The organism is Stenotrophomonas sp. STEN021, from assembly GCF_056760175.1.
Map to the genome: position 1 here is coordinate 54,561 of NZ_JBRREH010000007.1, position 22,057 is coordinate 76,617.

19 protein-coding genes and 1 pseudogene are annotated in these 22,057 nt (G+C 64.8%); 10 read left to right on the plus strand and 10 right to left on the minus strand.

What is annotated here, in order from left to right; genetic code table 11:
- Positions 1-158 precede the first annotated feature (158 nt).
- The 3 genes from prpC to prpB all read right to left on the minus strand — a co-directional run bounded on the left by prpC (position 159) and on the right by prpB (position 2,857).
- Positions 159-1,316: a bifunctional 2-methylcitrate synthase/citrate synthase gene (gene prpC, locus ACVOL0_RS02595; RefSeq protein WP_481547769.1), complete on the minus strand. Its 1,158-nt coding sequence runs from the start codon at positions 1,314-1,316 to the stop codon at positions 159-161.
- A 33-nt stretch (positions 1,317-1,349) separates the two neighbouring features.
- Positions 1,350-1,676 carry a DUF1003 domain-containing protein gene (locus ACVOL0_RS02600; protein WP_481547770.1) on the minus strand — a complete coding sequence of 109 codons (327 nt, stop codon included), beginning with the start codon at positions 1,674-1,676 and terminating at the stop codon, positions 1,350-1,352.
- A gap of 293 nt (positions 1,677-1,969) precedes the next feature.
- Positions 1,970-2,857, minus strand: a complete 888-nt coding sequence (gene prpB / locus ACVOL0_RS02605; RefSeq protein WP_481547771.1) for a methylisocitrate lyase — start codon at positions 2,855-2,857, stop codon at positions 1,970-1,972.
- Positions 2,858-2,979: 122 nt separating this feature from the next.
- Between prpB and ACVOL0_RS02610 the strand changes: the two genes are divergently transcribed.
- Positions 2,980-4,203, plus strand: coding sequence for a citrate/2-methylcitrate synthase (locus ACVOL0_RS02610; protein ID WP_481547772.1), 1,224 nt, complete (start codon positions 2,980-2,982; stop codon positions 4,201-4,203).
- 89 nt (positions 4,204-4,292) lie between these two features.
- Here the strand turns inward: ACVOL0_RS02610 and ACVOL0_RS02615 are convergent, their stop codons facing one another.
- The 4 genes from ACVOL0_RS02615 to pdxH are packed head-to-tail and all read right to left on the minus strand — an operon-like array spanning position 4,293 to position 6,497.
- Positions 4,293-5,096 carry a cobalamin-binding protein gene (locus ACVOL0_RS02615; RefSeq protein WP_481547785.1) on the minus strand — a complete coding sequence of 268 codons (804 nt, stop codon included), beginning with the start codon at positions 5,094-5,096 and terminating at the stop codon, positions 4,293-4,295.
- The gene (locus tag ACVOL0_RS02620) at positions 5,096-5,440 is read right to left on the minus strand and encodes a YqfO family protein (protein WP_481547773.1); all 345 of its coding nucleotides are present in this window, start codon (positions 5,438-5,440) and stop codon (positions 5,096-5,098) included. The genes ACVOL0_RS02615 and ACVOL0_RS02620 overlap by 1 nt, the downstream gene beginning before the upstream one ends.
- Positions 5,440-5,901 carry an aminoglycoside 6'-N-acetyltransferase gene (aac(6'), locus tag ACVOL0_RS02625; protein WP_481547774.1) on the minus strand — a complete coding sequence of 154 codons (462 nt, stop codon included), beginning with the start codon at positions 5,899-5,901 and terminating at the stop codon, positions 5,440-5,442. The genes ACVOL0_RS02620 and aac(6') overlap by 1 nt, the downstream gene beginning before the upstream one ends.
- Positions 5,898-6,497: a pyridoxamine 5'-phosphate oxidase gene (gene pdxH / locus ACVOL0_RS02630; RefSeq protein WP_481547775.1), complete on the minus strand. Its 600-nt coding sequence runs from the start codon at positions 6,495-6,497 to the stop codon at positions 5,898-5,900. Before pdxH ends, aac(6') begins: the two co-directional genes overlap by 4 nt.
- A gap of 42 nt (positions 6,498-6,539) precedes the next feature.
- Between pdxH and ACVOL0_RS02635 the strand changes: the two genes are divergently transcribed.
- A complete protein-coding gene (locus ACVOL0_RS02635; protein ID WP_481547776.1) occupies positions 6,540-7,373 on the plus strand; it encodes a kinase in 834 nt (277 codons plus the stop codon).
- A 126-nt stretch (positions 7,374-7,499) separates the two neighbouring features.
- Here the strand turns inward: ACVOL0_RS02635 and ACVOL0_RS02640 are convergent, their stop codons facing one another.
- Positions 7,500-7,703 carry a dodecin family protein gene (locus ACVOL0_RS02640; RefSeq protein ID WP_282265844.1) on the minus strand — a complete coding sequence of 68 codons (204 nt, stop codon included), beginning with the start codon at positions 7,701-7,703 and terminating at the stop codon, positions 7,500-7,502.
- Between the two features lie 99 nt (positions 7,704-7,802).
- On the opposite strand from ACVOL0_RS02640, the pseudogene ACVOL0_RS02645 reads away from it, so the two are divergent.
- From ACVOL0_RS02645 to mdtD, 5 genes and pseudogenes are all read left to right on the plus strand, one after another.
- A pseudogene (locus tag ACVOL0_RS02645) lies at positions 7,803-8,327 on the plus strand (shikimate kinase); the annotation flags it as partial.
- A 15-nt stretch (positions 8,328-8,342) separates the two neighbouring features.
- Positions 8,343-9,452 (plus strand): 3-dehydroquinate synthase, encoded by a 1,110-nt coding sequence (gene aroB, locus ACVOL0_RS02650; RefSeq protein ID WP_481547786.1) that lies wholly within the window; start codon positions 8,343-8,345, stop codon positions 9,450-9,452.
- A gap of 199 nt (positions 9,453-9,651) precedes the next feature.
- Positions 9,652-9,903 (plus strand): WGR domain-containing protein, encoded by a 252-nt coding sequence (locus ACVOL0_RS02655; RefSeq protein ID WP_481530267.1) that lies wholly within the window; start codon positions 9,652-9,654, stop codon positions 9,901-9,903.
- Positions 9,904-9,965: 62 nt separating this feature from the next.
- Positions 9,966-11,039 (plus strand): uroporphyrinogen decarboxylase, encoded by a 1,074-nt coding sequence (gene hemE / locus ACVOL0_RS02660; RefSeq protein WP_481547777.1) that lies wholly within the window; start codon positions 9,966-9,968, stop codon positions 11,037-11,039.
- Between the two features lie 242 nt (positions 11,040-11,281).
- Positions 11,282-12,703: a multidrug transporter subunit MdtD gene (gene mdtD, locus ACVOL0_RS02665; RefSeq protein ID WP_481547778.1), complete on the plus strand. Its 1,422-nt coding sequence runs from the start codon at positions 11,282-11,284 to the stop codon at positions 12,701-12,703.
- Between the two features lie 6 nt (positions 12,704-12,709).
- Here mdtD and ACVOL0_RS02670 read toward each other — a convergent pair whose 3' ends face one another.
- Complete coding sequence (locus tag ACVOL0_RS02670; RefSeq protein ID WP_481547779.1) at positions 12,710-16,267, minus strand: hybrid sensor histidine kinase/response regulator; 3,558 nt, start codon at positions 16,265-16,267, stop codon at positions 12,710-12,712.
- Between the two features lie 46 nt (positions 16,268-16,313).
- The gene (locus ACVOL0_RS02675; RefSeq protein ID WP_481547780.1) at positions 16,314-19,844 is read right to left on the minus strand and encodes a hybrid sensor histidine kinase/response regulator; all 3,531 of its coding nucleotides are present in this window, start codon (positions 19,842-19,844) and stop codon (positions 16,314-16,316) included.
- Positions 19,845-20,026: 182 nt separating this feature from the next.
- On the opposite strand from ACVOL0_RS02675, the gene ACVOL0_RS02680 reads away from it, so the two are divergent.
- Genes ACVOL0_RS02680 through ACVOL0_RS02690 form a run of 3 tightly spaced genes read left to right on the plus strand, consistent with a single transcriptional unit; the run spans position 20,027 to position 21,857 of the window.
- On the plus strand, positions 20,027-20,713 hold the full coding sequence (locus tag ACVOL0_RS02680) for a YceI family protein (RefSeq protein WP_481547781.1): 687 nt from the start codon (positions 20,027-20,029) through the stop codon (positions 20,711-20,713).
- On the plus strand, positions 20,710-21,288 hold the full coding sequence (locus tag ACVOL0_RS02685; protein WP_481547782.1) for a cytochrome b: 579 nt from the start codon (positions 20,710-20,712) through the stop codon (positions 21,286-21,288). Before ACVOL0_RS02680 ends, ACVOL0_RS02685 begins: the two co-directional genes overlap by 4 nt.
- Positions 21,285-21,857: a YceI family protein gene (locus tag ACVOL0_RS02690; RefSeq protein WP_481547783.1), complete on the plus strand. Its 573-nt coding sequence runs from the start codon at positions 21,285-21,287 to the stop codon at positions 21,855-21,857. Before ACVOL0_RS02685 ends, ACVOL0_RS02690 begins: the two co-directional genes overlap by 4 nt.
- The last annotated feature ends 200 nt before the right edge of the window (positions 21,858-22,057 follow it).

Here is a 22,057-nt window from a genome sequence, read left to right on the forward strand (position 1 = left end):
GGGGGGAGCTCCTGCTCTTGCTTGAGCTCCAGCTTTGCTTCGCTTTTTCTACGAGCTTGAAGCGGGCTGTACGTGCTGGAAGCTTCCCCTCACCCCAACCCCTCTCCCGCAAGCGGGAGAGGGGCTTTTAGGCATCACGCATCATCCATGCTTCGGCATCAGCCGCGCTTGTCCAACGGCACGAAGGTCTGGTCTTCCGGACCGGTGTAGTTTGCACTCGGGCGGATGATCTTGCCGTCGATGCGCTGCTCGATGATGTGTGCGCTCCAACCCGCAGTACGCGCAATCACGAACAGCGGAGTGAACATCGCGGTCGGCACGCCCATCATGTGGTAGCTGACGGCACTGAACCAATCCAGGTTCGGGAACATCTTCTTGATATCCCACATCACCGACTCCAGACGCTCGGCGATGTCGTACATCTTCATGTTCTCCTGCTCGGCCGACAGCTCGCGCGAGACATCCTTGATCACCTTGTTGCGCGGATCGGAGACGGTGTAGACCGGGTGGCCGAAACCAATCACCACTTCCTTGCGCTCGACGCGGGCCTTGATGTCCGCCTCGGCTTCGTCGGGCGTTTCGTACCGCTTCTGCACTTCGAAGGCGACTTCATTGGCGCCACCGTGCTTGGGACCGCGCAGCGCACCGATACCGCCGGTGATGGCGCTGTACATGTCGCTGCCGGTGCCGGCGATGACGCGGCAGGCGAAGGTCGAGGCGTTGAATTCGTGTTCCGCGTACAGGATCAGGCTGGTGTGCATGGCCTTGACCCAGGACTCGCGCGGCTGCTCGCCGTGCAGCAGGTGCAGGAAGTGGCCGCCGATCGAATCATCGTCGGTCTCCACGTCGATGACCTTGCCGTTGTGGCTCCAGTGGTACCAGTACAGCAGCATCGAACCCAGCGAAGCCATCAGCTTGTCGGCGATGTCGCGCGCACCCGGGTGGTTGTGGTCGTCCTTCTCCGGCGACACGCAGCCCAGCACGGACACGCCAGTGCGCATCACATCCATCGGATGCGCCGAGGGCGGCAACTCTTCCAGCGCGGCCTTCACCGCTGCCGGGATGCCACGCAACGCCTTCAGCTTGGCCTTGTAGGCGCGCAGCTCGGCCTTGTTCGGCAGCTTGCCGTGCACCAGCAGGTGGGCGATTTCCTCGAACTCGCTGGTGTTGGCCAGGTCCAGGATGTCGTAGCCACGGTAATGCAGGTCGTTGCCGCTGCGGCCAACGGTGCACAGGGCGGTGTTGCCGGCAGCGGTGCCGGACAGGGCGACGGACTTCTTCGGCTTGAACGCCGGTGCGGCAGTTTGCTCTGACATGGTGTTTACCTCCGGGAAAACGGGTTCACGATTTCAATCGGGATTACGATCGGTGCCGCGCGTGGTCTGCTCCAGCAGCCGTTGCAGCATCTCGATCTGACGATTCTGTTGTTCAACCAGCGAGGCCCAGTCCTGCGAACGCAGCAGGTCGAGCTTTTCGTGGATCTGCAGTACTTCAAGTTCGGACTTGATGTTGACCTGGTAGTCGTTCTCGGCATGCATCCGGTCCACGGCCGCCTGCCGGTTCTGGCTCATCATGATGATCGGCGCCTGCACTGCCGCCAGGCAGGACAGCACCAGGTTCAGCAGGATGTAGGGATAGGGATCAAAGGCCTTGGCCAGCATGAAACTGTTGGCCACCATCCATACCAGCAGCAGGAAGAAAAAGCACAGGATGAAACTCCAGCTCCCCCCACTTCCGCCACCCGGTCGGCAATCCGCTCACCGAACGTGCGCGTCCTGCGGAACTCCTGCCCCACATTGCGTGCTACCTGCCGCCGCGAGATGAAACGCTCGACCACGTCACGCTCTTCCGGTGGCAGCTGCTCCAGTTCTTTCTGCAACAGCTGCCGCGCCGTTTCACGGCGATCAACACGGGTGGTACGGGATGAAGTGCTTGCCATGGTGTTTTCAGCTGGCGGGTTGGACCGCCATCATGCGCCCTTGGCTGCGAACACTTTGTCCAGCTGGCCCTCGAAGGCGTGGTAGCCGATGCGGTCGTACAGTTCCTCGCGGGTCTGCATGGTTTCCACCACGTTGCGCTGGTGACCGTCACGGCGGATGGCTTCGTAGACGTTCTCGGCGGCCTTGTTGGCCGCGCGGAACGCCGACAGCGGGAACAGCTGCATCGCCACGCCGGCCGACGCCAGTTCATCACGACTGAACAGCGGGGTCGCGCCAAATTCGGTGATGTTGGCCAGCAGCGGCACCTTCACTGCATCGGCGAAGCGCTTGTAGGTCTGCAGGTCATAGGCCGCCTCGGCGAAGATGCCGTCGGCACCGGCTTCCACGCAGGCCAGCGCGCGCTCGATGGCCGCGTCCACGCCTTCCATCTGGATGGCATCGGTGCGGGCGATCAGGAAAAAATCCGGGTCGGTCTTGGCATCGGCGGCGGCCTTCACGCGGTCAACCATTTCCCCCTGCGAGACGATTTCCTTGCCCGGACGATGACCGCAACGCTTGGCACCCACCTGGTCCTCGATATGGCATGCGGCGGCGCCAGCCTTGATCAGCGACTTCACCGTGCGTGCGATGTTGAACGCGCTGGGGCCGAAGCCGGTATCGATATCCACCATCAGCGGCAGGTCGCAGACATCGCTGATGCGGCGCACGTCGATCAACACATCTTCCATCGTATTGATGCCCAGGTCCGGCAGACCCAACGAGCCGGCGGCGACGCCGCCACCGGACAGGTAAATCGCGCGGTAACCGGCGCGCTTGGCCAGCAGGGCGTGGTTGGCGTTGATCGCACCCACCACCTGCAGGGGGGATTCGGCGGCCAGTGCGGCGCGGAAGGCAGCGCCGGCGGAAGAAAGACTCATGGGTTGGCTCCTGGCTTGTGGCTGGGCGGTGGCGAGCATGCCATTCCGCTGTGACGGTTAATCTGGCACCATCAGAAGCATTGATCAATCTTGATTCAATAAATCAACCTATTGAATACGCCATGCCCGACGCCCTCGATCCCGAATTGATCCCTGCCAACGAAGCCTGCGCCCTGCTCGGCATCAGCGCCGCCACGTTGTATGCCTATGTCAGCCGCGGCCAACTCACTTCACGACCGGGCACATCCGCACGCAGCCGCGTGTACCTGCGCGCCGAAGTCGAACGACTGGCGCAGCGCAAGCAGGCCGGCCGGGGGGCCGAACGTGGTGCCGCACAAAGCCTGGATCGCGGCCTGCCGGTATTGGAAACCCGCATCTCGCTGATCCGTCCGGATGCGCCCTATTACCGCGGCCGCTCCGCCGTGGCCGCCGCGCAGGCAGGAGCCACGCTGGAAGACATCGCGCGCCTGCTATGGGAGAGCGAGGAACAAGACCCGTTCGCGGCGACCGCCCTGCCCTCGTGGCCGCCACGCATCGCCAGCCTGGCATTGGATACCAGCCTGCCGCCAGTCGAGCGCGCGATGGCGTGCATCCCGCTGCTGGCACTGGAGCAACGCCAATCACTCAATGCCGCAGCATCGGTGCGACGCGAGGTCGCCGCGATGCTGCTACGCCAGAACGCGGCCTTGCTGGTTGGCACCGAGCCCGATGCGCGACCAGTGCATCGCCTGCTCGCCGATGCATGGCTTCCGGGCAATGCGGCCTTCGCCGAACTGGTGCGCTCGGCGCTGGTGCTGTGCGCCGATCACGAATTGAATGTTTCCGCGTTTGCCGCGCGCGTGGTTGCTTCTACCGGTGCGCATCTGCACGCCACGGTGAGCGCTGGATTGGCGGCCCTGTCGGGCCCGCGCCACGGCGGTGCCACCGCGCGGGCGCATGCCTTGCTGGTGGATGCAGAAGCCAGCGGGTCGCCCGCTGCCTTCATCGCCGAACGTTGGCGGCGCGGCGATGAGCTGCCCGGCTTCAATCACCTGCTGTATCCAGATGGCGATCCGCGCGGTGCCGAAGTATTGCGTCAACTGCGTGAACTAAGCGCTGATTCGCCGCGCATGCAGCATGTGGAAGCAGTTTTGGCTGCTACCGAAGAAGTCAGCGGACAGCGCCCGAATATTGATGGAATGCTCGGTGCGATCTGCTATGTCCACGAGCTGCCTGGCGCGCACGCGCTGGTGATGTTCGCCACCGCCCGGCTTACCGGCTGGTTGGCGCATGCGCTGGAACAGCAGGCACTGGGCACCTTGATACGGCCGCGTGCGCGCTATACCGGGTTGGCGCCGAGGGGGTGAGCTTTTACCCCCTCCCTTTTGCGTAGCAAAGGGGAGGGTTGGGGAGGGGTAAGCTTTTGCGGCCCCTCTCGCATTGCCAGCTTCGCGGCTTACGCCGCTCCCACAACACGCGAGGACCACTGATTGATGATCTGCGCAATCGCCTGCACGCCATCGGTCAAAGCAGCCGGGCCCGGCTGCAGGATCAGCGGTGATTTGATCTCGTGCAGTTCACCATCACGCACCGCATTGATCGCCTCCCAGCCGGGGCGTGCCGCCACCCGCTCAGGGCGGAACTTCTTCCCGCACCATGAGCCGATGATGATGTCCGGGTTGCGCGCGATCACCGGATCACCATTGGCGAGGATGCGCGCCTTGGCCAGCGGCTCGCGCGACAACTCCGGAAACACATCGATGCCGCCGGCAATCTCCACCAGCTCGGCGCCCCACTGGATGCCGGTGATGATGGGCTCATCCCATTCCTCGACATAGACGCGCGGGCGCTGCGGCAACTTCGCCGCCTGCCCGGCAATCGCATCCAGGCCGCGCTGAAGCTCATCAGCATAGACATTGGCGCGTGCGGCCACGCCCACCAGCCCACCAAGACGGCGGATGTAGTCAATGATGCCGGCCACGCTGCGGTGGTTGGCGATCCACACTTCCACACCGTTGCGTATCAACTCGGCAGCGATATCTGCCTGGATGTCGGAAAAGCCGATCGCCAGGTCCGGCTTCAGCTTTAGGATCTCGCCGACCTTGGCACTGGTGAAGGCGCTGACCTTGGGCTTGTCGCGGCGCGCTTCCGGTGGCCGCACGGTGAATCCGCTGATGCCGACGATACGGTCCTGCTCGCCCAGTGCGTACAGGGTTTCGGTCGGCTCTTCGGTCAGGCAGACAATGCGGCGCGGACCAATCATGGTGCAGCGAACTCCGTTGTATCGACGAATACGGCAGGGCTGTTCCAGGGATGGTGCGCAGCGATGCCCTCATCCAACAGCCGCTGCAAGCGCGGCAGATCGCGCGGGATGCAGAACTCCAGCCGGATCGTGGCAGCACGCACCAGTTCGCCGGCGTGGCCAGCCACACTATGCGTGCCTTCGAGCACGCGAAACTGCTCCTGCCCCGGCGCGGATTCCCACATGCCGTCGGCATAGCCGCCAGCAGACAGATCATCAACCGCCAGGATTGCTTGTTTCAGCGCCTCCAGCTGCGCCGGAGGCACGAAAACGGTGATGCGATAGACGGGATACAGCTGCATCATCCAGCTGCCACCAGCGGCATGCGGTAATAGACAACGCGCTCGGTTTCCGCGAAACCGCAAGCCTGATGCGCGGCCTGAGCCGCTGCATTGTCCAATCCCGAATCCGACGCCAGTTCGGCGCAGCCCTGTGCGAGTGCCCAATGCGCCACGGCATCAATCAACAGCCGCCCAACACCGCTACCCCGTGCCGATGCATGCACGACCCAGCCTTCCAGAAAGCCGACTGGAGAACTGTCAGTACCGTTGACGTACTCATGGCGGACACTGGCCTCCGCCATGCCCAGCACCCGACCATCTGTGCCACAGGCCAGCAGGCACGTGTGTCCTTCCGGTTCGATCAGCTCCAACAGGTCAACCAGCTCGGTTTCACTGTCCGGCCAAAGCAGCAAACGCAGTTCGGCCCAGTCCCGCCAATCGCCGGCCCGAGCTGGCCGCACACTGCAGCCAGCGTCGTTCACGGGAACAACATCCGCTTGCTCCACTCTCCCGCTGCATCGGCCTCGTAGCACCAGCGCTCATGCAGGCGGAAATCAGCGCCGTACCAGAATTCGATGCGCCGGGGCACGACACGCACGCCGCCCCAGCCATCTGGACGCGGCACATCGCGGCCTTCGAAGCGCGCCTCGAAATTGGCCAGGCGCTGCTCGAATTCCTCGCGCGAGGCCAACGGCTGCGACTGCACCGAGGCCCAGGCGCCAATCTGGCTCATGCGCGGGCGGCTGGCGAAGTAGGCGTCGGACTCGGCAGCAGATACCAGCTGAGCATCGCCTTCGATCCGTACCTGGATGCCAGCCTCGCGCAGACTGCGCCACAGGAACAACAATGCCGTTGCCCGGTTGTCCTGCAGTTCGCGGCCCTTGCGGCTGTCCAGATGGGTATAGAACACAAAGCCGCGCTCGTCGAAGGCCTTCAGCAACACCGTGCGCGCCGACGGGCGGCCATCAAGGTCTGCGGTGGCAACCGTCATCGCGGTGGCATCGATCTCCTTGCCAGCCTTGGCCTCTTCAAACAATGCGGCGAAAGTCGAAAGCGCTTCTGCGTAAAGATTGGTCATGGTCCTGCTTCGTAGGGCACGTGTTTGGGCTATTGTGGCGGCATGTCCCCCGTTCCGCACAGTTTTTCCCAACGCCGCTTTGCGCCGGCACTGGTCGCACAGGCGTTGGACGATGCGCTGGCCAGTACCAACGGCACGCCGGTACTGGCAATCAGTGGTGTGCAAGGCAGCGGCAAATCCACGCTCGCCGCGCAGATCGTGGACCTGGCGCGCACGCGCGGCCTCTGCGCTGCGGCGGTGTCCATCGACGACACCTACCTGACCCGCGCGCAACGGCAGCGTTTGGCTGATCGCGTGCATCCCTTGCTCGCAACGCGTGGGCCGCCGGGCACGCATGACCTGGCACTGGCGATGGCCACGCTGGATGCAGCCAAGGCCGGGCAAGGCTTCCTGCTGCCGCGCTTTGACAAGCTCGCCGATGAACGGGTGCCGGAAGCACAGTGGAAGAAGATCGAACAACCGCTGGACCTGCTGGTGTTCGAGGGCTGGTTCCTGGGCACGCCGGCGGAAGCCGACGATGCGCTGCAGGTGCCCTTGAACGCACTGGAACGCGAGGCCGATGCCGACGGCCGCTGGCGGCGCTGGTGCAACCAGTCACTGGCTGAGCACTACCCCGGCTTGTGGCAGCGTTTTGACCGGCTGTGGATGTTGCAACCACCCAGTTTTGCGGTGGTCCCGCATTGGCGCTGGCAACAGGAGCAGGCGCTGCAGCAGGCATCACCTGGCCGCAGCAGCATGACAAGGCCGCAGCTGGAGCGTTTCGTGCAGTTCTACGAGCGCATCAGCCGGCAGGCGCTGCGCACCCTGCCCGTTATCGCTGACCGGGTCATTGCTTTGGATGCACAGCGGCAACCCCTGGCAGAAACACAGGACTGATAGTCCAGCGCGGGGCGGGTGAAACAGCGGCGCAAGAACAGCTCGACGGCGCTACCGCCGCCGAGCCTTGCAGATGCGTACCCCGCCTGATCGGCGGGGACCCACCGCGCGATTATCACAGCAGCCCTACTGCACCAGGAACGTGATCCGCAGGTTGACCCGCCACTCGGTGACATTGCCGTCACCGTCGGTGACAACCTTGGTTTCGTTGATCCACGCGCCCTGGATGCCCTTTACCGTCTCGGCCACTTTCTTGATGCCGCTACGCACCGCATCCTCGATGCTGGTCTTGGAGGACGCGTTGACTTCAATGATTTTCGCCACTGACATGTCCAACTCCTTGGTTGCACCACGAACCATTCGTGGAGCTGCCGAGCTTGGCTGCTACCGTGTTAAGGCACTGACACGAGGTGCTAGCATCTTCCAACAATGAATCCCGCCCCCAATCTCATCCTGGTCGGCCCCATGGGCGCCGGCAAAACCAGCATCGGCCGTCGCCTGGCCGAGCGTTTCGGGCTGGTGTTCGTGGATGCCGACCAAGCCATCGTCGACGACGTCGGCTCCAGCATTCCGGCCATTTTCGAGAACGTCGGCGAAGCCGGTTTCCGTGCCCACGAAAAACGGGTCCTGTCCTGCCTGCTGGACGGCAGCGGTCAGCTGATCTCGACCGGCGGCGGCAGCGTGCTCGACCCTGAGAACCGTGAGCGTATCCGCGCCCGTGGTTTCGTGGTCTACCTGCGGGTCAGCGTGGCCTCACAGCTGGCCCGCCTGCACCGCGACAAGACCCGGCCGCTGCTGCAGCGCGAGGACCGCGAGCAGGTCTTGCACGCGATGGCCGAACTCCGCGACCCGCTGTACCGCGAGGTGGCCGACCTGATCATCGATACCGACCTTTACACCCCCGCCGACGCCACCGCGCACACCGTGACCCGGCTTGCCGCGCAATGGAAGATTCTGGAACCGACCCGCATGAGCACCCCCACCCGCACCGTCGCTGTCGGCGGCGAACACCCCTACCAGATCCATATCGGCCCGGGCCTGCTGTCCAAGGCCGAAACGCTGGTCAGCGTCATCCGTGGCCGCCATGTGCTGCTGGTCAGCGACGACACCGTCGCGCCGCTATACCTGGCCCAGGTACAGGCCGCGCTGCTGGCCGCCCGCCCCGATCTGAAGATCGGCCAGCACATCATCCCGGCCGGCGAGGCCTCCAAGACACTGGACAACTTCGGCGGCGCGATCAACGCGCTGGCAAGCCTGGGCGCTACCCGCGATGCCTGCGTGCTGGCGCTGGGCGGTGGCGTGGTCGGCGACCTGGCCGGCTTTGCCGCGGCCTGCTGGATGCGCGGCGTGGACTGCATGCAGTTGCCGACCACCCTGCTGTCGATGGTGGATTCCTCGGTTGGCGGCAAGACCGCAGTGGATATCCCGCAGGGCAAGAACCTGGTCGGCGCCTTCCATCCGCCACGTGCGGTGCTTGCCGATACCAGTGCACTGCGCACCCTCCCGCTGCGCGAACTGCGTGCCGGCCTGGCAGAAGTCATCAAGTACGGCGCCATCCGCGACCCGCTGTTCTTCCAATGGCTGCAGGCCGAACGCGAAGCACTATTGGCGGGCGACGACGGCGCGCTGGCCCAGGCCATCGCGCGCAGCTGCGAGCACAAGGCCGAGATCGTCGAACGTGATCCCCTGGAGAAGGGTGAACGCGCCCTGCTCAACCTCGGCCATACCTTTGGCCATGCGATCGAGACCGCGCAGGGCTATGGCGCGCCTGGCAACGACAACCTCAATCACGGCGAGGCGGTAGCGGTTGGCATGGTGTTGGCGGCCAAGCTGTCGGCGGCGCTGGGCATGGCCGATGCGGCCGATACCGAGACGCTGCGCGAGCTGCTGGCGGCCTACGGCCTGCCGACCACAATCCCCTCCGGCCTCGATGCTGATGCGCTGCTTGGACATATGCGGCTGGACAAGAAGAACATCGCCGGGCGTCTGCGGCTGGTGCTGTGGCGTGGCATCGGCAAGGCCGAGGTGGTGCCGGATGTGGATGAGGCGGCGGTGCTGGACGTGCTGCGGCTGGGCTGAGCGGCAAGTCAAAGGCTTACCCCTCCCCAACCCTCCCCTGCTACGCAAGGGAGGGGGAAGAGCAGGCATGGTCGTGATCTGACAGATCGCAGTGGATGGCCCCCTCCCTTGCGTAGCAGGGGAGGGTTGGGGAGGGGTAGCACTTCGCAGCAAACCCCAAAACCAGCCCAAAACCCGCACACCGGCTACAATCGCCGCCATGCGCGTCCTACTGCAACAGCCGCCCAGCGGCAAAGAAGCCCCCCGCTACGTTCAACTGTCCCTGGTGCCGGATCTGCTCGGTGGCTGGGAGCTGTTGCGTGAAAGTGGCCAGACCGGTGGCCGCATCCAGCTGCGCCGCGAGCTGTTCCTGCAGCACGATGAAGCCATCCACGCCTTCGAGAAGGCCCGCGATGGCCAGATCAAGAAAGGTTTCCAGGTGATGTTCACCGCCGGCCAGCCCGCGCCCTGAATCCCGCATTCCCTGCAGGTGCGCCGCAGCGCGCCTGCGGTTCCTACCCCCAGGAGTTCCATGTGACCAGCCCACTTCGCAATGACCGCTTCCTGCGCGCCCTGCGCCGCGAGCCCGTGGACTACACCCCCGTCTGGCTGATGCGCCAGGCCGGCCGCTACCTGCCCGAATACCGCGCTACCCGCGCCCGTGCCGGCAGCTTCCTGGGCATGGCCAAGAACCCGGAGGTCGCCTGCGAGGTGACCCTGCAGCCGTTGGAACGCTTCGACCTGGATGCTGCCATCCTGTTCTCGGACATCCTCACCGTACCCGACGCCATGGGCCTGGAGTTGTACTTCGTCGATGGCGAAGGTCCGAAGTTCAGGCACCCTGTGCGTGATGTCGCCGCGGTCGCCAAGCTGGCCGTGCCGGACATGGAAACCGAGCTGCGCTACGTGATGGACGCGGTGCGCCTGATTCGCCGTGAGCTGGACGGCAAGGTGCCGTTGATCGGCTTCTCCGGCAGCCCGTGGACGCTGGCCTGCTACATGATCGAAGGCGGCGGCAGCAAGGATTTCGCCCGCATCAAGGCAATGGCACTGAACGAGCCCAAGGCCCTGCACCAACTGCTGGATGTGGTCACCGATGCGGTCATCGCCTACCTGTCGGCACAGCGCGCGGCCGGTGCACAAGCGTTGCAGGTCTTCGACACCTGGGGCGGCGTGCTCGGCCCGGCAATGTACCGCGAGTTCTCGCTGCGCTACCTCAACCGCATCGCCAGCGAACTCAAGCGCGGCGACGGCGCCGAGCGCACCCCGCTGATCCTGTTCGGCAAGGGCACCGGCCAGTACGTGGCCGAGTTGGCCGCCAGCGGCGCTGAGGGCGTCGGCGTGGATTGGACCATCTCGCTGGAAGACGCTGCACGCGCAGCCGGCGGCAAGGTCGCGCTGCAGGGCAACCTGGACCCGACCACGCTGTATGGCTCGCCCGACGCGATCACCCGCGAAGTCGGCAAGGTGCTGGACAGCTATGCCGCCGGCAACGGTGGTTCGCGCGAAGGCCATGTGTTCAACCTTGGCCACGGCATGTCGCCGGACATGAACCCCGAGCACGTCGCCGTGCTGGTGGATGCGGTGCATCGCCTCAGCCGCCGCTGATGCTTGAAGGCCCGGGGCAACCCGGGCCTTTTCTTTGCCTGTAGTGCCGAGCCATGCTCGGCAAGAGCGTTGCACGTAGTCCGGACGCTGCTGGCAAAGCCTCTGCCGAGCATGGCTCGGCACTACAGGTAAACCGAGCACTACGGGTAAAGCCCCTGCCGAGCATGGCTCGGCACTACGTACGCAACATCTGCACACGCATCGGAGGACAATAAGCGCCTGCTCCAGCGCGAGTCGTCTTGATGCCCCCAGCTCCCCCGATCCCGCAGCCCGCCAGTTCCGCCCAGAAACCGCTGCTATGGCTGGTGTCGCTGGCCATCTTCATGCAGATGCTGGACTCGACCATCGTCAACACGGCCTTGCCGGCGATGGCGCGCAGCCTGGGCGAGAGCCCGCTGCAGATGCAGTCGGTGGTGTTCAGCTACGCGCTGGCGGTGGCTACCTTCATTCCCGCATCAGGCTGGATCGCCGATCGCTTCGGCACGCGCCGCACCTTCCTGGGCGCGATCGTGCTCTTCACCGTGGGCTCGCTGGCCTGTGCGCTGTCACCCACCCTGCAATGGCTGGTCGCCTCGCGTGTGCTGCAGGGCATAGGCGGGGCAATGTTGCTGCCGGTGGGCCGCCTGGCGGTGATGCGTTCGGTGCCGCGCGAGCAGTTCCTGTCGGCAATGAGCTTCATCGCGATCCCGGCGCTGATCGGTCCGCTGCTGGGCCCGACCTTGGGTGGCTGGCTGGTGGAAGTTTCCTCCTGGCATTGGATCTTCCTGATCAATCTGCCGATTGGTGCAATCGGTTTTGTGGCTGCGCTGAAAATCATGCCCGACCACTACGGCCAGCGAAAACAGCGTTTCGACCTGGCCGGCTACCTGATGTTGGCGTTCGGCATGATCGCCTTGTCATTGGCACTGGATGGGGTCTCGGCGATCAATTCGGCACATGCACTGGTGCTGCTGCTGGCAGTGGTTGGCATCGCCGCGTTGGCCGGTTACTGGCTGCATGCGGCCAATGCCGCCAATGCGCTGTTTCCGCTGAGCCTGTTCAAGGTGATCAGCTTCCGCATCGGCATCCTTGGCAATCTGTTTTCGCGCGTCGGCAGCGGTGCGATGCCGCTGTTGATTCCGCTGCTGTTGCAGGTCGGCATGGGCTTGAGCCCGATGACCGCCGGCATGATGATGATTCCGGTGGCGCTGTCAGGTATGGCTGCAAAGCGGGCCGCGGTAAGCCTGGTGGAACGCTTTGGCTATCGCCGCATCCTGATGATCAACACCGTCTGCGTGGGCCTGGCGATGGCCAGTTTCGCCTTGATCAACGCCGATCAGCCGTTGTGGCTGCAGCTGACCCAGCTGGCGATCTTCGGTGCGGTCAATTCAATGCAGTTCACCGTGATGAACACCGTTACCCTGCGTGACCTGGACATGCATCAGGCCAGCAGCGGCAACAGTCTGTTGTCGATGGTGATGATGCTCGCCACCGGTTTTGGCGCCGCCACCGCCGGCAGCCTGCTGGCGGCCTTTGGTGACCACTTGAGCAGTCACGGCGCGACTGCGGCGCTGCATGCCACCTTCATCTGCGTTGGCGCGATCACGCTCAGTTCGACCCTGGTGTTCTGGCAACTGCCGGACAACCGCCCACATCCGCGCGCGGTTGAAGAAGTGGCCGAATAGCGCCCCTCAGTCCTGCGCGGCCTGTACCCGCTGCCGCCGCTGCGCCTCCAATACCCCGGCGATAGCTTCCAGCAACATCTGCGCTGTCACCGGCTTGCGCAGGAAATCGGCAAAGCCGGCTTCACGTGCCAACGGCTCGGCCTCGGCATCGGAGCGTGCGGTCACCGCGATCAATGGCATGTCGTAACCCATTGCCTTCATTTGCCGTGCCAGCCCGAAGCCATCAATGCCGGGCAGATCCAGATCCAGCAAGGCCACATCGAACTCATGGTTGGACAGTTCCGCCAGTGCCGCCAAGCCATGCGCGGCATGCACGGCGATATGCCCATGCACTTCCAGCAAACCGCGGATCACCGCGGCAATGGTCGGGTCGTCCTCCACCAGCAGTACCCGCTGCGGCGACAAACTCATCCACGCGCCACTGGCGGCATCGTCATCCATCGAGGTGGGCGGCACTTCCCAGGCCAGTGGCAGATCAACAATGAAACAGGTGCCCTCGCCCAGGCTGCTTTCCACATCGATGCTGCCGCCCATCGCCACACTCAACTCATTGCAGATGGCCAATCCAAGGCCACTACCACCGTAGCGCGCGGCGGTACGCGCGCCATCGGCCTGTTCAAAGCGACGGAACAAGCGTTGCTGTTGCTCCGCACTGATGCCCGGGCCGGTGTCGCTGACTTCGAAGCGCACGCCGTTGCCACCCTCCTGCAGGCGCACGCGCAGGCTCACCGAACCATGGCTGGTGAACTTGATCGCATTGCCAAGCAAGTTGAGCAGGATCTGCCGCAAGCGCATCACATCGCCGGTCAGGCGCGTGCGCGGCGCAGCCGCATTGTCGAATTCGAATTTCAGCCCGCGCCGTTGCGCCAGCGGTTCCATCAGACCGCGCACGTCCTCAAGCAACTGCCGCAGCTCCAGGGGCTGGTTCTGCAACTCCAATCGGCCAGCCTCGATCCGGGCCAGATCCAGCGCATCGTTGACCAGTCGCAACAAGTGCTCACCGGCACGACGGATCGACTGCGTATAACCGCGCTGACGCTCATCCAGCGGCGTGGCCAACAACAGTTCGCTCATGCCCAGCACGCCCGTCATCGGTGTGCGCACTTCATGACCCAAGGTGGCCAAGAAACGGGTCTTGGCCAGAGAAGCCTGCTCGGCCAGTTCCTGCTTGTGGCGGGCCAGCTGCCATTCGTTGCGACGGCGCAGACGCCGTTGGTACAACCAGGCCCCACCCAGAATCAGGGCAACAGCGAGCACGATGAAGCTCATCACCCCGGCCGGGCTGCGTGCCCACGGCGGCTGCACGCGGAAGGCCAGGGTCTGCACTGGCGACCAGACGTTGTCCGAGGTGGCAGCCTGTATTTCCAACTGGTAGCGGCCGGGCGGCAGCCGCGAGAACACGCGGTCGCCAGATGCGCCCACGTCTACCCAATCCGGGTCGTAGCCGGCCAGACGGAAGCGGTAAGTATTGGTCGCCGAGTCGGCGAAGGACAATAGGCGCGCGGCGATGCGCAGGTCACGGTCGCCATCCAGAATCTGCAAGGGCGACTCAAGCGTGATGTCGCGCTCCTTGTCGCCACGACGCACGCTGACCCGCTCGATGATCAGCGGCGGTCGGCGGGTTGAAGGCTTCACCTGACTGGGATCAAACAACACCACCCCATCGGGGGTGCCGCCGGCAAGCTGGCCGGTGCGCGCCTGTACCAGCGAGCGGCGGCGGAACTCCTGCCCCGGCAGCCCATCATGCACGCCGTACAGGCGCACCGAACGATTGGCCGGATCAAGCCGGATCAGGCCACGCGCGCTGATCGCCCACGCCACGCCTTCAGGGTCCACCTGCAAGCCGGTCGCGGCCAACATCGGGAAGCCCTGCTCGACGCCAACGCGGTCAAGCAGGGTCATACGCTGCCCATCCCAGAGATAGCGATCCATGCGCCCGAGACCGGCAATCCATGCCACACCGGTATCAGTGACATGGAAGGTGGAGACGCGCCCGGCCGGCCCGCCCGGCACCGGTGAAAAACTTCCGCTTTGCGGCTGCCAGGCATGCAGGCCGGTTTCGGCAGCCAACCAAAGGTGGTCGCCCGGCCCACATTGCATGTCTTCCACCAGCACTTGCGGCACGCCGGCCTGCCCTGGGAGCAGCTGCAACAGGACGTGACCATCGGCATCGCGTTGTTGCATGCCGCCATCTTCGGAATAGATCCAGATCCGGCCGCCATCACAGCTGCGCACGATGTCGCCATCGCCAACCATCGCCGCATCCTTGCCATCGCCGCTATGCCAGCGCTGCACACTGCCATCGTCCGGGTCGTAGCGGATCAGCGCATCCAGGCTGCCGATCCAGACCTTGCCGCGCTGATCCTCCACCAACGATTGTGGCCAGTTGTTGCCATCGATCGCCTGCAGGTGATGCTGGACTTCGCCACTGCCGGGGTCCAGTCGATCCAATGCGCCCCGGGTGCCCACCACCCAGATACCGCCGGAGGCGGATGGCGCCAAGGCCAAGGCATACGGATTGCGCAACGAGGATGGATCATCCAGATGCCGCGACAATACCGAAAACTGCCGCCAGCTTGGTGGCAGATGCCAGAGCCCGGCATTGGTGCTGGCGAACCACAGGCCGCCTTCGCGGTCTTCGTAGGCACTGGACCAGTTGGGCTTGACGATACCGCGCTCCTGCGAACTGTAGAGGGGCACGTTGCGCACCACGCTGCTGCGGATGCGCCCCAGCCCTGAACGGGTGTCCAGCCAGTAACTGCCATCGGCGGAAAACTGCAGCATGTTGAATACATCGCCGGGCGCTGAACCGGCCCAGCTGGCGGCTTCGAAGCGTCCGTCAGTGTGCCGCTGGACCACACCTTCGTTGGTGGCCACCCACAGCCGGCCCAGCTTGTCCACCTTCAAACCATTGATGCGTGGCGAAGGCAGCAGCGCATTGCTGACCCGGTCGAAGCCGCCTCCATTCCAGCGCGCCAGCCCACCCTTGGTACCCACCCAAAGACTGCCATCGGGGGTGACTGCCATATAGGTCACCGCCGCTGCCGGCAAACTGTGCTCATCGCCGGCTATCGGCATGAAGCGGCGGATATTGCCGTCCGGATCCAGCCGGTGCAGGCCACCGGTGGCAGTACCAAACCAGACGCTGCCATCGGGCGTGGAGGCGATCGACCAGATGGTATTGCTGCCGATCTGCGGGTAGGTCTGCTGATCGAAGAATCTGAACTTGAGCCTGTCTGGCGACAACATCACCAGCCCGGCGTTCTGGGTACCGATCCATAGCCGATTGCTTTTGTCGGCGTGCAGGCTCCACACCACGTTGTCGCGCAGTCCATTCTCCGCGCGCCAGATGCGGTAGTTGCGGCCGTCGTAGCGGGCAAGACCGTCACGACTGGCCAGCCACAGGTAACCGGTGAGGTCCTCGGCAAAGGCATTGATGTTGCTGGATGGCAGCCCATCAGCCACGGTCAACTGCCGTGGTTGCGGCGTTGCAGGCACTTCGGCCAGCGCCAACGCTGATACCGGCAGCAGTGCGCTCAGCAACATCCCTGCAAACCATTTCATCAAACCCAGCCTCCTGCCACGCCACCCGGCGCGTCTGTGATGGCGCCTATTGTGCCTGTGCCGGTGCCACTGCATCAGCGATCGCATCGACCAGCATCTGTCCGGTTACCGGTTTGCGCAGGAACCCCACCATGCCAGCCGCGCGTGCCAGCTGTTCGGCCTGCACGTCAGCACGTGCGGTGACAGCGATCAACGGGAAGCGGTGGCCGGATCCGCGCAGCTGATCGGCCAGCGCAATGCCATCCAATGCTGGCAGGTCCAGGTCCAGCAGACCGACATCGAATACCTGCTCGCCCACCTCGGCCAACGCGGCCAGGCCGTGCGCGGCATGTACCACCTGATGACCGCGCGCGTTCAGCAGGCCACTGATCACCTGGGCCACCGTCGGATCATCTTCAACCAGCAATATTTTCAGTGGCCGCAGCGCCATCGCGGGCTCGGCAACCGCAGCCCCGGCGCTGATCGAATGTTCCCATGGCAACGGCAGTTCAAGCATGAAGCACGCACCTTCGCCCAAGCGACTCTCGACGCGGATGCTGCCGCCCATGGCAATTGCCAGCTCCTGGCAGATCGCCAGACCCAGGCCACTGCCGCCGTAGCGCGACGCAGTGCGGTTACCGTCGGCCTGTTCAAAACGCTGGAACAAACGACTCTGCTGCTCGGCGCTGATGCCTGGCCCGCTATCGCTGACACTCAGGCGGATGCCGTCATGCCCCGGCAACAGCTGCGCGCTCATCGCGACCTTGCCGCGCTCGGTGAACTTGATTGCATTGCCCAGCAGGTTCATCAGTATCTGCCGCAGGCGCATGGCATCCCCTACCACCATCACCGGCGTTGCAAACGGCGCGGCAGCCTCGAACACCAGCCCGCGACGCTCGGCCATCGGTGCCATCAAGGCGCTGACCTCCTGCAGCAGGCGACCGAGGTCAAACGGGCGGTTGTCCAGCTCCAGCCTGCCAGCCTCGATACGCGCCAGATCCAGTGCGTCATTGACCAAGGCCAACAAGTGCGTACCAGCCTGCTGGATCGCACCGGCAAAGCGCTGCTGGCGCTCGTCCAGGTTGGTGCCCAACAACAATTCGCTCATGCCCAGTACACCGGTCAGCGGTGTACGCACTTCGTGACCCAAGGTTGCCAGGAAGCGGGTTTTCGCCTGTGAAGCCTGCTCGGCCAACTCCTGCTTGTGCACTGCCAACTGCCATTCGTTGCGCCGCCGCTCGCGCCGCTGATAGGCAAGCACGGCCGCCGCCGCCAGCAACCCGAGCAACAGCGCCCATGCCGCCAATGCCCAATTGCTGCGCCACCACGGCGGTGCAACCTCGATCTGCAATGTCTGCGGTTGCGTCCATGGACCATCGGCAGCTGCCCCCTGCACCTGCAGCCGGTAGCTGCCGGCAGGCAGGCGCGATACCAGTCGCTCACCATCACTGCCCAGATCCACCCAGTTCTGGTCGTAGCCTTCGATCTGGACGCGGAAACGATGCCGCGCAGGATCGACATAGGACAACAGGCGCCCGGTCACCCGCAGATCGCGGTCCTGTGGACCGAGGTGAATCACGGTTCCTTTCAGCTGCTGCTCGCGTGCCGCATCGTCGCGACGCACACCTATGGACTCGATCACCAGCTGCGAGCCCACCGGTGCGGCGATCTTGGCGTCGGGATTGAAACTGAGCAGGCCGGTGGCAGACACCGCCAATGCCCGCCCGCAACCGGCATGTGCCGGAGGTCTGGCGGTGAACTCGGTATCGGTCAAACCGTCGCCTTCTTCCAATACCCGCACCCGCGCTGCGCCCGGCTGCCACCACAACAACCCGCGTGTGGTGGTCGCCCATAGCTGTCCACTGCAGCCAACCACCAGCCCGCCCATCGCTACTGCCGGCACACCCTCCTCATTGCCCAGCCGCTGGGCCAGCGAAAACCCGCCAGCATCCTGATGGTAGCGCTCCAGCGCGCCGTCACGTGCCAGCCAGGAATCGCCGTCGGCGAGGAAAACAAGGTCGTAGACCATTCCTTCCGAGACACCAGGCACGCTGACGAAACGCTTGCCATCAAAGCGCTGCACGCCAGCGCCGCCAACCAGCCACAGGCTGCCATCCGTGCCCTGCCGCAGTTGCTCCACCAGTTTTTCAGGCAGGCCGGACGCCGTGCCCTGTGGATAGGTCGCCAACAGGCGACCGTCGGCCGCACGGTGCTGCAGCCCATAATTGATGATCGACAGCCACATGCTGCCGTCGGCCGCCAGCCGCATCAGGTCGGCGCGCCGACTCGGATCGTCCCCCACCCCCAGGTCGATCCGGCGCACCTGCCCATCGGCAGGCCGATACAGTGTGATCCCACCTGCACGACCCAACCAGATAACCCCGTCACTGCCGCGCTGCACCGACCAGATGCTGCCTGGGCCAAGTTGTGCCTCACCGGCCAGCTGTGACAGCTTGCCGGCCGGGTCCAGTTGGTACAGACCATGGCCGCCGACCACCAGAAAACCGTTGCCGTCGGCGGCAGAATTGATCAGGTACAGGCTCTCCAGCGACTTGCCGTCGAGCTGATAGTGGCTGGAGAAGCGCGACCAGTCCGGACGCAGGTAGGCCACGCCCTGGGTCAACATGGCAGTCCAGATGCCACCTTCGTGATCCTGCAGCAGATCCAGCACACCACTATTGGCAGTCAGGAAGCCGCTGCCACCATCACCGTCCAGCAACTGCAGGTTGTGCGCATCGCCGCGATACAGGCCGGCGGAACTGCCCATCCAATAACGCCCATCGCGGTCGTGCAGGACCATGGCCGCACGCGCCTGCGCCGCCTGCGGCCATGGCGCAGCCGACACCGCGCCATCTTCAAGTACCCGGTACAGGCCGGTATCGGTGCCCGCCCAGATGCCGCCATCACGGTCACCGCTCAAGCGGATCACATCCTTGTCCTCAAGCAGTGGCGAATGCACGGCTGCAAAGCCGGCACCCGGCCGCCAGCGCACAAGACCACTGGTGGTGCCCACCCACATGCTGCCGTCCTTGCCAGGCAGCAAGGCGTAGATGGTGTCATCCGGCAGACTGCGCGGATCGTCGGGCCGATGTTGGTAACGGCTGATCCGGCCATCGGCGTGCAGCAGGCAGATGCCGCTGCCACTGGTGCCCACCCATAGGTCGCTGCCGTGCATGGCCAACGCCCAGACCTGGTGTCTGCAGATTGCCTCCAGCTCGGCGAAGCGGGTGAACCGCTGGCGCTTGGCATCCAGCATCGCCAAGCCGGCGCCGTTGGCCCCGACCCAGACCCGGTCCTGCGCATCGATCAGCATGGTTTCCAGGGTGTTGCCCGGCAATGAACCCGACACCTGCGGGTCGTGCCGCCATACCCGCAGGTGGGTACCGTCGTAGCGCGCAAGGCCGTCATCGGTGGCGGCCCAGATGTAGCCGTGGCGATCCTGGCCCAACGCAAGCACGGTCCGTGACGGCAGGCCTTCGGCCACACCCAGACGCCGCATGCGCGGTGTCTCAGCCAGATCCAGCGCTGCCGCCCAGCACGGCCACAACAGCAGCAGCGCCAGCACGGCCCGCCGCACCTCCGCAAAAATCCCTTTCATCGATGCCCCACACTCCCCATCGCGACCCGCTTGCATCAACCGCCAACCGTGGCGACTTTAGCGCCGCCCCCGCCACGGGCAAAGTCACCCGAACCGACTACGTAACAAACCGTTGCGCAATATGCGCACAAACCATCACCCGCATCCGCCTAGAATCGCCTATCCCGACCCGGAGCCGGACCTTGCTGCCACGCCTGCTATTGCTGATCTGCGGCCTGCTGGCCTTTGCCGCCAATGCTGCCAACCAGCGCTACCGGCTCGACCCGGTGCATACCCGGGTGCTGTTCGCCATCGAGCATGCCGGCTTCTCGCATGCCTTGGGCACGGTATCCGGCAGCGAAGGCGTACTCGACTTCGACCCGCAGGACTGGGCCAAGGCACAGCTGCAGGTCGTGGTGCCGATCACCCGGCTGGACCTGGGTGACGACAAATGGAACCAGGCCACGCTGGCGCGCAACCTGCTCGATGGCGAGCGCTTCCCACAGGCACGCTTTGTTTCCAGCCGGGTCGAGCCGATTGATGCCAGCCACGCCCGCGTATTCGGCCAATTGACATTGCGCGGGGTCAGCCGCGAGGTGGTCCTCGACGTCACCCTCAATGCCCTCAAACGCCACCCGCTGCCGCCATTCCGGCGTACCGCCGGGTTCTCGGCGACCACCACGCTCAGTCGCGCCGACTTTGGCATCAGCGCCTGGCCCTCGGTGATCGGCGACAAGGTCGAGCTGCGCATCGAGGCCGAAGCCGTGCGCGATGCCGCTGCCGAAGCACCGCCAGCCTCCACAGAACCGGTGCCCGCGCCGGACAGCAGCCTCGAAGACGCCGCCGACGCGGCCCTGAAATCAGCAACAGAATCGGAAAAACACCCATGAGCCTTGAAAACACCGCGCAACGCTGGGGCAGCCTCAGCAAAAGCCTGCACTGGCTGATCGCCCTGCTGATTCTGGCCCTCGGCATCGTCGGCCTGGTCATGGGCGAGTTCCCGAAGACGCCCAAGTACTTCTGGATCTACACCATGCACAAGTCGATCGGCATCACAGTCTTGCTGCTGGTGGTACTGCGCTTGCTGTGGCGCCTGTATGCCGGCGCGCCGGAGCCGGTGCCAGGCACTCCCAGTTGGCAGGAACGGATTGCCTCGGCCACGCATTGGCTGTTGTACGTGCTGATGTTCGCCATCCCGCTGTCAGGCTGGCTGTACGACTCGGCCAGTGGCCTGCGCCCGTTCAAGCTGTTCGGGCTGGTCGAAATGCCCAAGCTGGTTGCCCCCAGCGAGCAGGCCAGCCAGTTCTCCCACGCCATCCACGAATGGGGCTTCTGGGCGTTGATCCTGTTGGTGTTGGCGCATGCAGGTGCCGCGTTCTATCACCACATTCATCTACGCGATGCCACGCTGGTACGCATGCTGCCGCAAGGCTGGCTCAACCTTCCGCAAAAGGATTCCGCATGAACATCAAGCTCAGCTCCCCCGCCGCCGTCGCCGCTGCCCTGGCCGGCATGCTCGCCGTCGCCCCGGCAATGGCCGCCGACTACCAACAGGCCCCGGGCCCCGGCTCCATCCTGGTGTTCGCCAGCAAGTACGATGGTGAAGTGTTCACCGGCAGCTTCCCCGGCTTCCAGACCCAGGTGAGCTTCGACCCGGCCAATCCGGCTGCGGGCAAACTGGACGTGACCATCCCGCTGGTCGGTGCCAAGAGCGGCAATACCGACCGCGACTCCACCCTGCAGGGCGCCGATTTCTTCAACGTGGCCAAGTTTGCCCAGGCCCGTTACACCGCCAATGGCTTCCGCGCATTGGGCAACAACCAGTACGCCGCCGACGGCACGCTGGAGCTGCGTGGCGTCAGCAAGCCGGTCACCTTGACCTTCACCTGGGCAGCGGGCGCACAGCCGGTGCTGACCGGCAAGGCCACGGTCAAACGCCTGGACTTCGGCGTGGGCGGTGGCGACTGGGCCGACACCAAGACCATTCCCAACGAAACCGCGATCAGCACCATCGTCAAGCTAAACGCCAAGTAAAAAAAAGCCGACCTCACCCCCTCTCCCGCAAGCGTGAGAGGGGCATGTAGTGCCGAGCCATGCTCGGCAGAGGCTTTCCCGGCAACACCCAACCTGTAGTGGGGGGGGGGGGGGGGGGGGGGGGGGCGGGGGCGCGCGCGCCCCGCCCCGGGGGGGCGGGCCGCCGGGGGGGGCGGGGCGGCCGGGGCGGCCCGCCGGGG

Excerpts from the sequence above, each read along its gene's own strand:
- prpC (WP_481547769.1), bottom strand. The coding sequence starts at position 1,316 with ATGTCAGAGCAAACTGCCGCACCGGCGTTCAAGCCGAAGAAGTCCGTC.
- prpB (WP_481547771.1), bottom strand. The coding sequence starts at position 2,857 with ATGAGTCTTTCTTCCGCCGGCGCTGCCTTCCGCGCCGCACTGGCCGCC.
- ACVOL0_RS02610 (WP_481547772.1), top strand. The coding sequence starts at position 2,980 with ATGCCCGACGCCCTCGATCCCGAATTGATCCCTGCCAACGAAGCCTGC.
- ACVOL0_RS02620 (WP_481547773.1), bottom strand. The coding sequence starts at position 5,440 with ATGCAGCTGTATCCCGTCTATCGCATCACCGTTTTCGTGCCTCCGGCG.
- pdxH (WP_481547775.1), bottom strand. The coding sequence starts at position 6,497 with ATGACCAATCTTTACGCAGAAGCGCTTTCGACTTTCGCCGCATTGTTT.
- ACVOL0_RS02635 (WP_481547776.1), top strand. The coding sequence starts at position 6,540 with ATGTCCCCCGTTCCGCACAGTTTTTCCCAACGCCGCTTTGCGCCGGCA.
- ACVOL0_RS02640 (WP_282265844.1), bottom strand. The coding sequence starts at position 7,703 with ATGTCAGTGGCGAAAATCATTGAAGTCAACGCGTCCTCCAAGACCAGC.
- aroB (WP_481547786.1), top strand. The coding sequence starts at position 8,343 with ATGAGCACCCCCACCCGCACCGTCGCTGTCGGCGGCGAACACCCCTAC.
- ACVOL0_RS02655 (WP_481530267.1), top strand. The coding sequence starts at position 9,652 with ATGCGCGTCCTACTGCAACAGCCGCCCAGCGGCAAAGAAGCCCCCCGC.
- mdtD (WP_481547778.1), top strand. The coding sequence starts at position 11,282 with ATGCCCCCAGCTCCCCCGATCCCGCAGCCCGCCAGTTCCGCCCAGAAA.
- ACVOL0_RS02670 (WP_481547779.1), bottom strand. The coding sequence starts at position 16,267 with ATGAAATGGTTTGCAGGGATGTTGCTGAGCGCACTGCTGCCGGTATCA.
- ACVOL0_RS02675 (WP_481547780.1), bottom strand. The coding sequence starts at position 19,844 with ATGAAAGGGATTTTTGCGGAGGTGCGGCGGGCCGTGCTGGCGCTGCTG.
- ACVOL0_RS02685 (WP_481547782.1), top strand. The coding sequence starts at position 20,710 with ATGAGCCTTGAAAACACCGCGCAACGCTGGGGCAGCCTCAGCAAAAGC.
- ACVOL0_RS02690 (WP_481547783.1), top strand. The coding sequence starts at position 21,285 with ATGAACATCAAGCTCAGCTCCCCCGCCGCCGTCGCCGCTGCCCTGGCC.